At 47.6% G+C, this 15,586-nt stretch carries 13 protein-coding genes and 1 pseudogene; 11 read left to right on the plus strand and 3 right to left on the minus strand.

Features of this window, described 5'->3' with window-relative positions:
• On the minus strand, positions 1 to 3,196 hold a 3,196-nt coding region (locus TW89_RS03345), incomplete at its 3' end, for an ESPR-type extended signal peptide-containing protein (RefSeq protein WP_225522173.1).
• 572 nt (positions 3,197 to 3,768) lie between these two features.
• The gene (locus TW89_RS03350) at positions 3,769 to 4,389 is read right to left on the minus strand and encodes an L-threonylcarbamoyladenylate synthase (protein WP_128580548.1); all 621 of its coding nucleotides are present in this window, start codon (positions 4,387 to 4,389) and stop codon (positions 3,769 to 3,771) included.
• A gap of 217 nt (positions 4,390 to 4,606) precedes the next feature.
• On the opposite strand from TW89_RS03350, the gene dusA reads away from it, so the two are divergent.
• The 11 genes and pseudogenes from dusA (at position 4,607) to nqrF (ending at position 15,395) form a co-directional block, all read left to right on the plus strand.
• Complete coding sequence (gene dusA / locus TW89_RS03360) at positions 4,607 to 5,611, plus strand: tRNA dihydrouridine(20/20a) synthase DusA (protein ID WP_164836688.1); 1,005 nt, start codon at positions 4,607 to 4,609, stop codon at positions 5,609 to 5,611.
• Between the two features lie 213 nt (positions 5,612 to 5,824).
• Complete coding sequence (locus tag TW89_RS03365) at positions 5,825 to 6,307, plus strand: Lrp/AsnC family transcriptional regulator (protein WP_003684427.1); 483 nt, start codon at positions 5,825 to 5,827, stop codon at positions 6,305 to 6,307.
• Positions 6,308 to 6,424: 117 nt separating this feature from the next.
• Positions 6,425 to 7,021, plus strand: coding sequence for a DUF1415 domain-containing protein (locus TW89_RS03370; RefSeq protein ID WP_128580550.1), 597 nt, complete (start codon positions 6,425 to 6,427; stop codon positions 7,019 to 7,021).
• A gap of 14 nt (positions 7,022 to 7,035) precedes the next feature.
• Positions 7,036 to 7,395 (plus strand): YbaN family protein, encoded by a 360-nt coding sequence (locus tag TW89_RS03375; RefSeq protein ID WP_128580551.1) that lies wholly within the window; start codon positions 7,036 to 7,038, stop codon positions 7,393 to 7,395.
• A gap of 443 nt (positions 7,396 to 7,838) precedes the next feature.
• Positions 7,839 to 9,257 carry a sodium:proton antiporter gene (locus TW89_RS03380; RefSeq protein WP_128580552.1) on the plus strand — a complete coding sequence of 473 codons (1,419 nt, stop codon included), beginning with the start codon at positions 7,839 to 7,841 and terminating at the stop codon, positions 9,255 to 9,257.
• 337 nt (positions 9,258 to 9,594) lie between these two features.
• Complete coding sequence (locus tag TW89_RS03385) at positions 9,595 to 10,938, plus strand: Na(+)-translocating NADH-quinone reductase subunit A (RefSeq protein ID WP_128580553.1); 1,344 nt, start codon at positions 9,595 to 9,597, stop codon at positions 10,936 to 10,938.
• 2 nt (positions 10,939 to 10,940) lie between these two features.
• Positions 10,941 to 12,173 (plus strand): NADH:ubiquinone reductase (Na(+)-transporting) subunit B, encoded by a 1,233-nt coding sequence (locus tag TW89_RS03390; RefSeq protein WP_128580554.1) that lies wholly within the window; start codon positions 10,941 to 10,943, stop codon positions 12,171 to 12,173.
• Positions 12,166 to 12,942 carry a Na(+)-translocating NADH-quinone reductase subunit C gene (locus TW89_RS03395; RefSeq protein WP_070765262.1) on the plus strand — a complete coding sequence of 259 codons (777 nt, stop codon included), beginning with the start codon at positions 12,166 to 12,168 and terminating at the stop codon, positions 12,940 to 12,942. Before TW89_RS03390 ends, TW89_RS03395 begins: the two co-directional genes overlap by 8 nt.
• Positions 12,942 to 13,568: an NADH:ubiquinone reductase (Na(+)-transporting) subunit D gene (locus TW89_RS03400; protein WP_036493003.1), complete on the plus strand. Its 627-nt coding sequence runs from the start codon at positions 12,942 to 12,944 to the stop codon at positions 13,566 to 13,568. Before TW89_RS03395 ends, TW89_RS03400 begins: the two co-directional genes overlap by 1 nt.
• 3 nt (positions 13,569 to 13,571) lie before the next feature.
• A complete protein-coding gene (gene nqrE / locus TW89_RS03405; RefSeq protein ID WP_003684365.1) occupies positions 13,572 to 14,165 on the plus strand; it encodes an NADH:ubiquinone reductase (Na(+)-transporting) subunit E in 594 nt (197 codons plus the stop codon).
• 13 nt (positions 14,166 to 14,178) lie between these two features.
• Positions 14,179 to 15,395, plus strand: a pseudogene (nqrF, locus tag TW89_RS03410) (NADH:ubiquinone reductase (Na(+)-transporting) subunit F).
• Here nqrF and TW89_RS11800 read toward each other — a convergent pair.
• A partial coding sequence (locus TW89_RS11800; protein WP_225522174.1) for a hypothetical protein occupies positions 15,392 to 15,586 on the minus strand: 195 nt, incomplete at its 5' end. The pseudogene nqrF and the gene TW89_RS11800 sit on opposite strands and share 4 nt — an antisense overlap.

Consider the following 15,586-nt stretch of genomic DNA (forward strand, 5'->3'; position numbering starts at 1 on the left):
TGATGTTGTCGTCGCCGGCAACGGTCACGGTGGAACCCAGTTTCTCGACATTGGTGCTGCCGCTGTCGCCGTTGAAGGTCAGGCCTTTGGTGTCAACGGTGGTTTTGGCATCTACGCCTTTTTGGATGTTATCTTTAGTGCTTTGAGCGAGATCGATGCTGTAATCAGTTGTGACTGCGCCATCGGATGCAGTTGTGGTATTAGAGTTCAATTTCAAAGCATTGGAAACTTGTACCGTTGCTTTATCTGCGCTGACGGTATAAGTGGTTTCTTTGCCTGAAGTTGTTTTATTAACGTGCGCGTTACTACCTGCCTCCACCTTGGTTGTGGTTTTGGCATTATTGATGGCATTGGCTACATCGCCGGCAGTCGCCACACCGGCAGTCGGTGCGGACACTGTGCCATTATTATCGACAGACAATGTGCCTTGAGTGACATTGATTTGAACTTTTGACGCATTCTCGCCATCAGTGACCGCAACGGTCGTCAAGTTGCCATCGGCGTAGTTGACTGTACCGTTGTTGTTGATACGGGATTTGTCTGTACCGTTTTGTTGGATATTGTGTCCAACATTGTTCATAACGGTGTACAGCTGGCTACCATTAACTGCATCGGTTGAAGTGGCGGAAATACGGCCTGCGGCAACATTTTGGATTTGGCGTTCATTGCCTGCACTGCCTACAGAAACCGCGCCTGTTTTAGCAGATGAAGAAGCTGCATAGCTGACATTAGTCGTCGTACCGCTATCGTTTTTGAATGTTGCATTTTTAGCTGTTGCATCAAAATTATTGGCAGTGCCAACAGCACCATTACCCAATGCAACAGAGCTACCGATCGTAGTTGTCGCGCCACTACCCAAAGCAACTGAATCGCTTCCAGTCGCTTTTGCATTATTACCGCCGGCAAAACTATTCTGCCCGGCAGCTTGGGCTGAGGAACCAATAGCGGTGGAATAAAGGCCTGAACTGTTTGCCTGTTTACCAATGGCAATAGAATAAGCTTGCGTTGTCTGCGCCTGATGACCGATTGCAACAGAATCATCACCGACTGCATTTGACAAATAGCCCATTGCCGTACCGTTATTTTGTGCTGCTGCCCTTGCACCGACAACAGTTGCATTTTCGTAGTTGGCTCTACTGTGTGCACCGACAACTATAGAGTAATTGCGATCATTCTCTGTATTCAAACCTATGGCGATAGAACCTGTACCGCGGGAATTGGCATTAGAGCCTAAGGCAACAGCGCCAACAGTTCCAGAAGTTACCGTTGCATTTGGACCAACAGCAACAGAAGATGAACCAAGTACGTTGGCATTATGACCCAAGGAAACACTACCCGTCGCACCAGTGCTTGTTGCCGCATTCGGTCCGATGGCAATCGAATTGGTTGCTTTTGCTCCGTCATTGTTCCAGTTTTTCGTACCGTCAGCTTTGCCTTCTTCTGACTTAACAGAGAAATAACGAATGCGTTCGAGCGCATTCAATACACCATAAAGTTGAGAGCCGTTGATCGCATCAGTGGAAGTAGCGGAAATATCGCCGGGGGATACATTGATGATTTGGCGTTCGTAACCTTTGGAACCGACAGACACAACATCACCGGCATCGGTAGTTTGACCGCCTGCCCAAGTGTAGGTTTCGCCCATGATTTCGCGTTGAACGTATGCCTTACCTTCTTTATCGGTTTTAGAAGCCGTACCCAAAGCTACAGAGTTCAGCAAAGTAGCCTTCGCACCTGTACCCAAAGCTACACCGCCAAAGGCAGTGGCCTGAGATTTGGTACCGATAGCCAGAGACAAATCGGCAGATGAATTAGACTGCACACCTAATGCAACAGAACCTTGACCGGCAATAGTATTACCATAAGAACCGCTATCCATCGTATCGCCGGTCATTTCTTTATAGATATCGCGTAGATCTTTACCACTTAGCGCATATTCACCAACTTTCGCACCTTGGGCATTGTATTTGATAAATTTGTCCGTTGCTTGACCAGCATATTTTGCGTTACCAACTTCATCTAAATCATCACCACCAATCGCAACAGATGAATTACCATTAGCCAAGACATTGCCGCCAACCGCAATAGATTGGTCTCCCTTTGCCCACGCGCCCTCAGGTCTACCCTGCTTATCAACACGGTTACCTGAACCAATAGCAATAGACTGAGTTATCTTAGAATTACTTGGATCGCCGACTCGAGCCGTATTACCAATAGCAATATTATTGTGCGTTACATTCACATTCATAATATTTTGCGAAAGAACCCCAGATGCACGTCCAATAGCAATCGTACCAAGTCCGGTTGCATTCGCGTCTGCACCAAGTGCAATAGCACTTGATGCTGCATTACCCGACCTTGGAGAATTTGCCACTGCATCTTTACCGATGGCAATGGTATTTCCAGTTTGAGCTCGGGTTGAATTACCTATAGCGATAGACTCACTTTCATAACCCACTGCATTGGTACCGATTGCAATGGCATTTTGCGCATTGGCTGCAGCCTGACTGCCGCTGCCAATTGCAATGCCGTTTTGACCTCTTGATGTGCTGGATTGGCCCAAAGCCATTGAGCCTATACCAAATGCTTGCGCCGAATTGCCTAATGCCGTTGTGTTCGTATTATTGGCAAGAGCATTCTTACCTACCGCTGTCGCTTGCGTACCATTTGCTTTGGAATCTGCACCCAATGCTGTTGAATCTACAGAAACAGCATTGGCACTTTTACCTATCGCTGTTGCATTTGAACTACTTGCACTTGTATCTGCACCCATCGCAACAGCATGATTTTGAGTAGCCTTGGCATTTGTACCAACAGCAAGGCTGTTATTATGTGTTGCATTTGCACTCGTACCTACCGCAACTGCACCATTAGCCGTAGCATTGGCTGATGCTCCTACTGACAGAGCACCAATACCGGTCGCTGTTGCACCACTAACCGCAGTCGCACTGGTTACAGCATCAAATTCAATTTTTCCTCGTGCTGCAGTTGCCGCATACGAATTACCCGCACCTAAAAGAGCTGCCGAAATCACTGTCAATCTGAAAACTGTCGCGATACCATTTTTACCGGATTCAGCAGATACATCTGTACTGTTTTGTTCTGCAGACGATTTCACTCGGCCTTTGGCCAATTCGGACGTTACAACGAAAGATTGAATCGTACGGTTCCAAACGACTTTAAATATCTTATTCATTAGTGTGTCTTTCTCTTTTTATGATGGATAAAAGCGTAGGCGTGAGCATGACGCTACTTTAAAAAATCATTGCGGAGGATTTCCCTGCAAAATGCTTGCTTCGAGCTGACGTTTATTGTCACTTTAAGACAAAATTTAGGTCTTTTACTATCTCGAAATGAAATAGTATTTCATACTTACTAAATATCCGCTAGTCAGAAATATCGACCGATTATCTTTAATTTCTAAATAAAATCACGGCTTTCTACCCAAAAAACCAATCATCAAAAGGGTTCCAGCCATGTTTCTATTAATAAGTGGTGTGTTGTATTCCATTGACAAGTCACAAGTAAACACAGTAATCATGCAACCCATATGCCAATTATTTGGAATATTATTTAAAATGAATTATTTATTAAAAAACGAAAGAGAAAGGCCGTCTGAAATGTTTCAGACGGCCTTTAATGAAATGATATTGAATATCTACTTGCTTAAATAATTTAGTTTTTAAGCTATCAATAAAATCGGCAATATGCGTTTAATACATAATAGGAAGGATACGCATATCCCTACTTATACAAACGCGGATAGTTTTACAAACCGAATACGGCAATATCACCCTTGCCTTGACGAATCAGCTCGGTGCCATCGGTCATATCGATAACCGTTGTCGGCTCAGTACCGCACCAGCCGCCATCAATAACCAAATCAACAGCATGCTCAAGACGATCTCGGATTTCATATGGATCGGTCAATGGCTCTTCGTCTTCCAGCAGCATGAGGGTGCAACTTAAAATAGGTTCGCCCAATTCTTGCAAAAGTGCCAAGGCAGTAGCGTTATCGGGAACACGCAGGCCGATGGTTTTACGTTTGGGGTGAAGCGTGCGATTGGGTACTTCTTTGGTTGCCTGTAGGATAAAGGTATAACTGCCGGGCGTAGCTGCTTTGAGCTGGCGAAATTGGGCATTATCTACTTTGGCATAAGTACCCAATTCGCTCAAATCGGCACACATCAGGGTAAGATGGTGTTTTTGATCGATTTTACGAATCGCGAGAATGCGCTCCATCGCATTTTTGTCGCCGAGTTTGCAGCCCAGCGCATAGCAGGAATCCGTAGGGTAAACGATAACACCGCCACTGCGGACAATGTCGGCGGCTTGCTTGATGAGGCGGTCTTGGGGATTATCGGGATGGATAGCGAAAAATTGTGCCATGTTTTTTTCCTTATCATTCTAATGGTTTGTTGTTTGACATTTTAAAACTTATTTGGCCGTCTGAATATTGGATTTCCACCACAATGAATGGATTTAGCCTCAGCTACAACTCGGCTGCACCCAGCGATACCTTATATATCATTTTGATTTACCGGCCTATATCGAAAGTCAATTTAATACACTATATAATGCGTTATTTTGTTTGAAAGTCATCTCAATGTCTGCTTCTTCCCTACCTTCCCGTCGCTTGTCTGTCGCACCTATGCTCGATTGGACAGACAGACACTATCGATTTATGGCGCGACAAATTACACGCAATGCTTGGCTTTATAGCGAAATGGTCAACTCAGGCGCGGTGGTTTACGGAGATAAAGACCGCTTTTTGAGTTTCAACGAAGGCGAGCAACCGGTAGCTTTACAGCTTGGCGGCTCAGATCCGCATGACTTAGCAATCGCTACCAAAGCGGCTGAAGCGTATGGCTATAATGAAGTCAACCTAAATTGCGGCTGCCCCAGCCCACGCGTTCAAAAAGGCGCTTTCGGCGCTTGCCTGATGAATGATGTAGATTTAGTGGCAGATTGTTTGAACGCGATGCAGGATGCAGTTGAAATTCCGGTGACGGTCAAACACCGCATCGGCATAGACAGACAGACAGAATATCAAGTCGTAGCAGATTTTGTGGGAACACTTCGCGAAAAAACAGCCTGCCGCACATTTATCGTCCATGCGCGTAATGCTTGGCTGGACGGTTTATCCCCAAAAGAAAACCGCGAAGTCCCGCCACTCAAATATGAATACGTCTACCGCTTGAAACAAGAGTTCCCCGACTTAGAAATTTTGATTAACGGCGGCATCACCACCAACGAAGAAATTGCCGAACATCTGAAATTTGTCGATGGCGTCATGATCGGGCGCGAGGCTTATCACAATCCAATGCTGATGCGTGATTGGGATGCACTGTTTTACAACGACGCACACGCACCAATCCAATACGCAGACTTAGCAGCTTGGCTATACGCATACAGCCGTGAACAAATCGCCTCAGGACGCGGCACCATCCTGCGCCATATCGTCCGCCATGCCCTAGGCCTGATGCACGGCCTAAAAAATGCCCGCACTTGGCGCCGTATACTCTCAGATGCTACTTTGCTGAAAGATAACGACGGCAGCCTGATTCTAGAAGCATGGAAAGAAGTCGAACGCGCAAATATTTGGGATTAATGCCATATAGTGCGAATAAATGAAAGGCCGTCTGAAACATCCATTTTCAGATGGCCTTCATCTTTTCACAATTACATAAAACAAATTCGCAACACTCCTTATAAGACAATTTGTCGCCCATCTGAACTCAATATATAATTTAACCATACAAGTCTTTATTTTTAAGCATTTTTCATTTTCAAAACATACATTGTCTACATTGGGAGAACCATCATGCCTCATCTAAACTTGGATAAAACTGATTTAAAGATTCTGCAGGTTTTGCAGGAAAATGGGCGGTTGAGCAATGTTGAGCTTTCTGAAAAGGTGGCGCTCTCCCCTTCTCCCTGCCTTCGCCGTCTCAAACAGCTTGAAGATGCGGGCATTATTCAAAAATACGCGGCCCAGCTTTCTCCCGTATCTTTGGGCTTAGGTTTGCAGGCTTTTATCCGTGTATCGATTAGCAAGGCAAAAGATGCGCGCGAGGATTTTTCCGAATCTGTCCGCGCTTGGCCGGAAGTATTGAGCTGCTTTGCGTTAACGGGCGAAACCGACTATCTGCTCCATGCCTTTTTTACCGATATGAACGCGTTTTCCCATTTTGTTTTGGACACGCTGCTTTCGCACCACGGCGTGCAAGATGCGCAATCGAGTTTTGTGTTGAAAGAAATTAAAAACACGACTGCTCTGCCTTTGGTTCATTTGGTTCAGGATTGATGATTTGAAACTGATGAAGGCCGTCTATTGTTCAGACGGCCTTTTAAATTTCTATGGTTTGCCTTAACGTCCATACACTTGTATACTTTTTAAGAATAATTCACATAAGCTTTTACCATGACTGACACCGCCCATCTCGATATCGATACTGTTTCAGAACATACCAAACAATGGCTGGAAAAAGCCGTTATCGGGCTGAATCTCTGCCCTTTTGCCAAAGCGCCGCACGTTAAAAACCTGGTTCGCATCGTTGTCAGCGAAGCCCGTCATTTGGACGGTTTCCTTGAAGACTTGGATCGTGAATTGCAGCTTTTGGGCAATACGCCCGCTTCGGAATTGGAAACCACTTTACTGGTTCATCCGACACTGTTCCCTGATTTTGAAACCTTCAACCAAATGCTGGAAATTGCGGATGATGCCGTTGTAGAAAACAAATTGGAAGGGATTATCCAAATTGCGCCGTTCCATCCCGATTTTCAATTTGAAGGCACGGAAGCCGACGACATCAGCAACTACACCAATCGCTCGCCCTACCCGACATTACACCTGATTCTTGAAGACAGTATTGCCAAAGCGGCTGAAGCATTTCCCGATGCCTCGGCAATTTTTGACCGCAATATCGCGCTGCTGGAAAAAATGGGACATGAGGGCTGGGATAAATTAGACATTCCGCGTTGTCCATTTCCACATCACAAGCCGTCTGAAAACAAATAATTGGTGATGGGAAGATGATTCGCTATTTATTGATTTTTTGCGGCGCATTGTCGCTCGTCTTGGGCATTATCGGCATTTTCCTGCCATTACTGCCGACTACGCCTTTCATTTTATTGACCGCCGCCTGCTGGGCAAAAGCTTCGCCGCGCTTTCACAATTGGCTCTATCATCACCGCCATTTCGGCCCGATCATACAAAACTGGGAAAACAACGGCGCCGTGCCGCGCAAAGCAAAGTTTTTCGCTATCGGTATGATGGCCCTTTCTTGCCTGTTTATGTTTTGGCAATTTCCGGAACGCTGGTGGATTGGTGCCGTATCATCAATCTTCTGTAGTTGCGTGGCTGTATGGATGTGGTTACGGCCGGAAGCATAAAATAAAACAGGTAGGCATTTTTGCTTACCTGTTTTTTTGTTTTTACACCCAATTTATCCATTAAAACAATCAGTAAGAACCAAAGCACCCTATTCAACCCTCATTTTTCAGACGGACTCCATTTATTCAAGTAAATGTAAATTTTAGCTAAAATTAATTCAAAGTATTTTTTCGATAGTATTATTTCCTAAATTTCAAACTACTGTTTCAAAATCATTTTTTTACTACTTCCAACTACTCCATTCATTTTGATTCCTTTATTTGTATCAACATTTCTTTTGATTCCAACACTCTAAACCGTCCCTTAACACTTGCTTTGCGTTATACTTTCCCCTGACACAACCGCACAGTTCGTCTGGACATTTTCAGACGGCCTGAATATTTCACCGCCGTGCTTTCTCAACGAAGTTTCTAACGGCGCAACAGAATAAAAAGGAAATACTATGCGCTCTCTCTCATTTTTACTGCTTCTTGCCGCCTTTCCTGCTGCGGCATCCGATTTTGACGGCTCATCCGCAAGCCTGCTTTGGGGTCTGCCGTTTGCACTGATCCTCTTGTCCATTGCACTCGGCCCTCTGTTTTTCTCCCGTATTTGGCACCACCACTTCGGCAAAATTACAGCGTTTTGGACACTGCTGTTTTTAACGCCGTTTATCGTAACCTTTGGTTTCGGAGCAGGCGTACATACCGTTGCCCATGCGTTGGTTGAAGAATACATCCCCTTTATCCTGCTGCTTTTGGCGCTCTATACCATTTCAGGCGGTATTTTTGTCAGCGGCGATTTGCACGGCTCGCCCAAATTGAACACAATCCTGTTGGCAGTCGGCACGGCTTTGTCGTCCATCATGGGGACGACAGGCGCGGCGATGCTGATGATTCGTCCGCTTTTGAAAGCCAACCATAAACGCCACTACCGCGTTCACATTGTGATTTTCTTCATTTTCTTGGTGGCAAATATTGGTGGCGGGCTGACTCCTTTAGGCGATCCTCCTCTGTTCTTAGGATTCCTGAAAGGCGTAGATTTCATGTGGACGGTCAAACATATGCTGATGCCTGTATTGATCAGTTCTGTGATTTTGCTGGCCGTTTTCTACATCATCGACAGCCGACACTTCAACCGTGAACAAAGCGAACACCTTGCTCCTGCTCCTTCCGATAAAGAAGAAAAAGTCAAAATCTACGGCAAATGGAATTTTCTGTTACTGGCCGGTGTTATCGGTGCGGTTTTGCTGTCCGGTTTGTGGAAACCAAATCATCCGGGCCTTGAAATCTTGGGCAGCCATTATGCCTTGCAAAACCTGATGCGCGATGGCATTTTGCTGGCTTTGACCGCCGTATCTTGGATTATTACGCCCAAACAGGTACGCGCAGGCAATGAGTTCAACTTCGAACCGATTACCGAAGTGGGCAAACTGTTTTTGGGTATTTTCATTACTATTTCCCCCGTCTTGGCAATTTTGAAAGCCGGCGAAACAGGTGCATTGGCTTCCGTTGTTTCTTTGGTTCACGACGCGGCAGGCAATCCGATTAATGTGATGTATTTCTGGATGAGCGGCATTTTGTCGGCATTCTTGGATAACGCGCCGACTTATTTGGTCTTCTTCAATATGGCCGGTGGCGATGCCCAAGCCTTGATGACAGGCCACCTGTTCCATTCGCTGCTGGCAGTATCCATGGGTTCCGTATTTATGGGCGCACTCACTTATATCGGTAATGCGCCGAATTTCATGGTCAAAGCCATTGCCGAACAACGTGGCGTGCCGATGCCTTCCTTCTTCGGCTATATGGCATGGTCGGTAATTGTATTGGTACCGCTGTTTGCCCTTCATACGATGATTTTCTTCGTTTGGCAGCTCTTTTAAACTTAGAGGCTGTCTGAAATTCAGACGGCCTTTTATTTTCAGCTATATCATCAAATATAGCGTTTAAATATCAATCAGTTAAAAATCATTCCCCTTAACACTCGATTACATATTCCTACTTTTTTCCCACTTTTCCCGTAAAAATAAGCGTAAAACTGACATAAAACAGCCTATACCTGATAAAATCTAAAGCTTTGTTGTTTGCGTTTATTCGTTGTTTTTATAGCAAACCTCTGCTTTTTTCAGACGGCCCATCCTTTGTTTCAAAGCATTACATGCCGTCTGAAAAAACAATCTGACATCCGAATCTCAACCCACCAAAAAGTAACGCATCCTTATGATTAAGATAAAAAAAGGCTTAGACCTGCCTATCGCAGGCAGACCGGAGCAAGTCATTTATGACGGCCCGGCCATTACCGAAGTCGCGTTGCTTGGCGAAGAATATGTCGGCATGCGCCCCTCGATGAAAATCAAGGAAGGCGAAGCCGTCAAAAAAGGCCAAGTGCTGTTTGAAGACAAAAAGAATCCGGGCGTAGTATTTACCGCTCCGGCTTCAGGCAAAATCGCCGCGATTCACCGTGGCGAAAAGCGCGTACTTCAGTCAGTCGTGATTGCCGTTGAAGGCAACGACGAAATCGAGTTCGAACGCTACGCACCTGAAGCGCTGGCAAAATTGAGCAGCGAAGAAGTGCGCCGCAACCTGATTCAATCCGGTTTGTGGACTGCGCTGCGCACCCGTCCGTTCAGCAAAATCCCTGCCGTCGATGCCGAGCCGTTCGCCATCTTCGTCAATGCGATGGACACCAATCCGCTGGCTGCCGACCCTACGGTCATTATCAAAGAAGCCGCCGAGGACTTCAAACGCGGCCTGTTGGTATTAAGCCGCCTGACCGAGCGTAAAATCCATGTGTGTAAAGCAGCCGGCGCAGATGTGCCGTCTGAAAACGCTGCCAACATCGAAACACATGAATTTGGCGGTCCGCACCCTGCCGGTTTGAGTGGCACGCACATTCATTTCATCGAGCCAGTCGGTGCGAACAAAACCGTTTGGACCATCAATTATCAAGATGTGATTGCCATTGGCCGTTTGTTTGCAACAGGCCGTCTGAACACCGAGCGCGTGATTGCCTTAGGTGGCTCTCAAGTCAACAAACCGCGCCTTTTGCGTACCGTTTTGGGTGCAAAAGTATCGCAAATTACCGCCGGCGAATTAGTTGAAGCAGACAACCGCGTGATTTCCGGCTCGGTATTGAACGGCGCGATTGCACAAGGCGCGCACGATTACCTCGGCCGCTACCACAATCAGATTTCCGTTATCGAAGAAGGCCGCAGCAAAGAGCTGTTCGGCTGGGTTGCGCCGCAGCCGGACAAATACTCCATCACGCGCACAACCCTCGGTCATTTCCTGAAAAACAAACTCTTCAAGTTCAACACAGCCGTCAACGGCGGCGACCGCGCCATGGTACCGATCGGCACTTACGAGCGCGTGATGCCCTTGGATATCCTGCCTACCCTGCTCTTGCGCGATTTAATCGTCGGCGATACCGACAGCGCTCAGGCACTGGGTTGCTTGGAATTGGACGAAGAAGACCTCGCTTTGTGCAGCTTCGTCTGCCCGGGTAAATACGAATACGGCCCGCTGTTGCGCAAGGTGCTGGAAACCATTGAGAAGGAAGGCTGATTATGGGCTTGAAACATTTTCTTGAAAAAATCGAACCGCACTTCCTGCCGGGCGGCAAACATGAAAAATGGTATGCCCTCTACGAAGCTGCGGCGACGATTTTCTATACATCCGGCGCGGTAACGCGCAAAGCGGCCCACGTCCGCGATGCGCTCGACTCCAAGCGCATGATGATTTTAGTGTGGCTGGCTTTGTTCCCTGCCATGTTCTACGGTATGTACAACGTCGGCGTACAGGCATTCGGTGCGTTAACGCCTGATTTGCTGCAACAAAATATCGCCAACGACTGGCATTACGCCCTTGCCAACGCTTTGGGCATCAATATGTCGTCTGAAGCGGGCGTGTTGGGCAAAATGCTGTTCGGCACGATTTTCTTCCTGCCGATTTACGCGACTGTATTTGTTGTGGGCGGCTTCTGGGAAGTCTTGTTCGCCACTGTACGCAAACATGAAATCAACGAAGGTTTCTTCGTGACCTCGATTCTGTTTGCTTTAATCGTTCCCCCTACCCTGCCTTTGTGGCAAGCGGCTTTGGGTATTTCTTTCGGCGTTGTGGTTGCGAAAGAAGTATTCGGTGGCACAGGTAAAAACTTCATGAACCCTGCTCTTGCAGGCCGTGCGTTCCTGTTCTTCGCCTACCCTGCCAATATTACCGGCGATACCATCTGGACTGCGGTTGACGGCTATTCCGGTGCTACTGCTTTGGCGCAATGGGCGGCACACGGTGCAGACGGCCTGAAAAACGCTGTAACCGGTCAAAACATTTCTTGGATGGACGCATTTATTGGTAACGTACCCGGCTCAATCGGCGAAGTATCCACTTTGGCGCTCTTAATCGGCGGCGCGTTTATCGTGTTCACCCGCATTGCCTCTTGGCGCATTATTGCCGGCGTGATGATCGGTATGATTGCCATGTCTTCACTGTTTAACTTCATCGGTTCGGACACCAACGCCATGTTCTCCATGCCTTGGTACTGGCACTTGGTAGTCGGCGGCTTCGCCATCGGTATGCTGTTTATGGCGACCGACCCGGTTTCCGCTTCCTTTACCAATGTCGGCAAATGGTGGTACGGCGCGCTTATCGGTGTAATGTGCGTATTGATCCGCGTGGTCAACCCTGCTTACCCCGAAGGCATGATGTTGGCGATTCTGTTTGCCAACCTGTTTGCCCCGATTTTCGACTATTTCGTCGCACAAGCGAACATCAAACGCAGAAAGGCGCGCAGCAATGGCTAAGAAATTCGATAAAGACAGCTTCAGCGGCACGCTGATTGTGGTATTGGTTGTCAGCCTGATTTGTTCCATCATCGTTGCCGGTGCGGTCGTCGGCTTGAAACCCATTCAAGAGAAACAAAAACTCCAAGACAAACAAGGCTATATCTTGAGCGTAGCCGGTTTGATGGATAAAAATACCGACATCAGCAAAACCTTTGCCGAGCGTATCGAGCAACGTGTCGTGGACTTGGCAACCGGCGAATACGTCGCCGATGCGCCTAAAGACTTCAGCGCACGCGTTGCCGGCAAAGACCCTGCCCAAAGCATCCAAATCAAACCTGAAGACGATTTGGCAGGCATCAAAAGCCGTGCCAAATACACTGAGGTTTACTTGGTAAAAGGCGAAGACGGCAAAGTCAGCCAAATCATCCTGCCTATGCACGGTAACGGCTTGTGGTCTGTCATGTACGGTTTTGTCGCCATCCAACCCGACGGCAACACCATCAACGGCATCACCTACTACGACCAAGGCGAAACCCCGGGCTTGGGCGGCGAAATCGGCAATCCGTTGTGGCAACAAAAATTCGTCGGCAAAAAACTGTTTGACGAACAAGGCAAACTCGCCCTGCATGTTGGCAAAGGCGCAAGTTCGGACAAAGAACACGGCGTAGATGCCCTCTCCGGCGCATCGCTGACATCTAAAGGCGTGCAAGGTTCGTTCGCCTACTGGTTCGGCGAAAACGGCTATATCCCCTACCTGAACAAATTAAAATCAGCAGGAGCACAATAATGGCTGACATGAAACGCTTGAAATATTTGATGTTTTCACCCTTTATCGACAATAACCCGATTGCCTTGCAGGTTTTGGGAATTTGTTCGGCTTTGGCGGTTACCACCAAACTTCAGACGGCCATCGTGATGGGTATTTCCGTGAGTTTGGTAACCGGTTTTTCCAGTTTCTTCATTTCTTTGGTACGCAACTACATCCCCAACAGCATCCGTATTATTGTGCAAATGGCAATTGTTGCTTCCTTGGTAACGCTGGTTGACCAACTGCTCCAAGCCTTTGCTTATGAGCTGTCCAAACAGCTCTCCGTATTCGTCGGCTTGATTATTACCAACTGTATCGTGATGGGCCGTGCTGAAGCATTCGCCATGAAAGAGCCTCCTTTGGAGAGCTTGGTTGACGGTATCGGCAACGGCGCAGGTTACGGCATGATGCTGATCATCATCGCAACCATCCGCGAACTGATCGGCTCAGGCAAGCTCTTTGGCTACACCATTTTCCAAACCGTACAAGATGGCGGCTGGTATCAAACCAACGGCTTGTTCCTGCTCGCCCCTAGCGCGTTCTTCATCATCGGCTTCTTGGTATGGGGCCTGCGCACTTGGAAACCTGAACAGGCGGAGAAATAACACATGGAACATTACTTAAGCCTCTTTGTAAAATCCGTCTTTCTGGAAAACATGGCACTTTCCTTCTTCTTGGGGATGTGTACATTTTTGGCGGTATCTAAAAAAGTATCCACCGCATTCGGTTTGGGCGTGGCTGTAACTTTCGTACTCGGCCTGTCCGTCCCAGCCAACCAACTTGTTTACTCGCTGTTGAAAGACGGCGCGCTGGTTGAAGGCGTGGACCTGACCTTCCTGAAATTCATCACCTTCATCGGTGTGATTGCCGCTTTGGTGCAGATTTTGGAAATGTTCTTGGACAAATTCGTCCCTGCCCTCTACAACGCATTGGGTATCTACCTGCCTCTGATTACCGTAAACTGCGCGATTTTCGGTGCCGTATCGTTTATGGCGCAACGCGAATACAACTTCGGCGAGTCCGTTGTATATGGTTTCGGTGCAGGTTTGGGCTGGCTTTTGGCTATTGTCGCTTTGGCGGGCATTACCGAAAAAATGAAATATTCGGATGTCCCTAAAGGCCTCAAAGGCTTGGGCATTACCTTTATCGCCGCTGGCCTGATGGCAATGGCGTTTATGTCGTTCTCCGGCATCCAGTTATAAGAAAGGAATCGGCATGGAGATTATTTTAGGTATCGTGATGTTTACCCTCATCGTCTTGGTTTTGGCACTGATGATTCTGTTTGCCAAATCCAAGTTGGTGAGTGAAGGCGACATCACCATCAAAGTCAATAACGAAAAGAGCTGACGATGCCTGCCGGCGGCAAACTGCTGGGTGCGCTTGCCAGCCAAGGCATCTTCGTTCCTTCCGCCTGCGGTGGCGGCGGTTCATGCGGTCAGTGCCGCGTTGTCGTGAAAAGCGGCGGTGGCGACATTCTGCCAACCGAGTTGTCCCACATCAGCAAACGCGAAGCGCGCGAAGGCTGCCGTCTGTCTTGTCAGGTCAACGTTAAAACCGACATGGACATCGAAGTACCAGAAGAAGTATTCGGCGTGAAAAAATGGGAATGTACCGTCATCTCGAATGACAACAAAGCAACGTTCATTAAAGAACTCAAGCTTGCCATTCCCGAAGGCGAAGAAGTTCCTTTCCGCGCCGGTGGCTACATCCAAATTGAAGCCCCTCCTCACACTGTTGCCTACAAAGACTTCGACATTCCTAAGGAATACCACGAAGACTGGGACAAATACAATCTGTGGCAATACGTTTCCAAAGTGGACGAGCCGATTTTGCGTGCCTACTCTATGGCTTCATACCCTGAAGAAAAAGGCATCATTATGCTGAACGTTCGTATCGCTACGCCTCCTCCTCGCGTACCTGATGCGCCTCCAGGACAAATGTCTTCTTACATCTGGTCGCTTAAAGCTGGTGATAAAGTAACGATTTCCGGCCCGTTCGGCGAATTCTTCGCCAAAGATACCGATGCCGAAATGGTATTCATCGGCGGTGGTGCGGGTATGGCGCCGATGCGCTCCCACATTTTCGACCAGCTGAAACGTTTGAACTCCAAACGTAAGATTACTTTCTGGTATGGTGCCCGTTCTAAACGCGAGATGTTCTATGTCGAAGACTTCGACCAACTCGCAGCAGAATTCCCGAACTTCACATGGCACGTCGCCCTGTCCGACCCATTGCCTGAAGACAACTGGGACGGTTACACAGGCTTCATTCACAACGTGGTTTACGAAAACCACCTGAAAAACCATGAAGCACCGGAAGACTGCGAATTCTACATGTGCGGCCCTCCGATCATGAACCAGTCCGTGATCAAAATGCTCAAAGATTTGGGCGTGGAAGACGAAAACATCCTCTTGGACGATTTCGGCGGCTAACAGACAAAAAGGAAGAAACCTCGGTTTCTTCCTTTTTTATTGCCAGGCCGTCTGAAAACCATACTTTCAGACGGCCTGAGACCTTTGCAAAATTCCCCAAAATCCCCTAAATTCCCACCAAGACATTTAGGGGATTTCTCATGAGCACCTTCTTCCAGCAAACCGCACAAGCCATGATCGCCAAACACATC

Source organism: Neisseria flavescens, from assembly GCF_001618065.1.
Taxonomy (GTDB): domain Bacteria; phylum Pseudomonadota; class Gammaproteobacteria; order Burkholderiales; family Neisseriaceae; genus Neisseria; species Neisseria flavescens_A.

Excerpts from the sequence above, each read along its gene's own strand:
- TW89_RS03365 (WP_003684427.1), top strand. The coding sequence starts at position 5,825 with ATGCCTCATCTAAACTTGGATAAAACTGATTTAAAGATTCTGCAGGTT.
- TW89_RS03400 (WP_036493003.1), top strand. The coding sequence starts at position 12,942 with ATGGCTGACATGAAACGCTTGAAATATTTGATGTTTTCACCCTTTATC.
- TW89_RS03375 (WP_128580551.1), top strand. The coding sequence starts at position 7,036 with ATGATTCGCTATTTATTGATTTTTTGCGGCGCATTGTCGCTCGTCTTG.
- TW89_RS03380 (WP_128580552.1), top strand. The coding sequence starts at position 7,839 with ATGCGCTCTCTCTCATTTTTACTGCTTCTTGCCGCCTTTCCTGCTGCG.
- TW89_RS03350 (WP_128580548.1), bottom strand. The coding sequence starts at position 4,389 with ATGGCACAATTTTTCGCTATCCATCCCGATAATCCCCAAGACCGCCTC.
- TW89_RS03385 (WP_128580553.1), top strand. The coding sequence starts at position 9,595 with ATGATTAAGATAAAAAAAGGCTTAGACCTGCCTATCGCAGGCAGACCG.
- TW89_RS03395 (WP_070765262.1), top strand. The coding sequence starts at position 12,166 with ATGGCTAAGAAATTCGATAAAGACAGCTTCAGCGGCACGCTGATTGTG.
- TW89_RS03370 (WP_128580550.1), top strand. The coding sequence starts at position 6,425 with ATGACTGACACCGCCCATCTCGATATCGATACTGTTTCAGAACATACC.
- dusA (WP_164836688.1), top strand. The coding sequence starts at position 4,607 with ATGTCTGCTTCTTCCCTACCTTCCCGTCGCTTGTCTGTCGCACCTATG.
- TW89_RS03390 (WP_128580554.1), top strand. The coding sequence starts at position 10,941 with ATGGGCTTGAAACATTTTCTTGAAAAAATCGAACCGCACTTCCTGCCG.
- nqrE (WP_003684365.1), top strand. The coding sequence starts at position 13,572 with ATGGAACATTACTTAAGCCTCTTTGTAAAATCCGTCTTTCTGGAAAAC.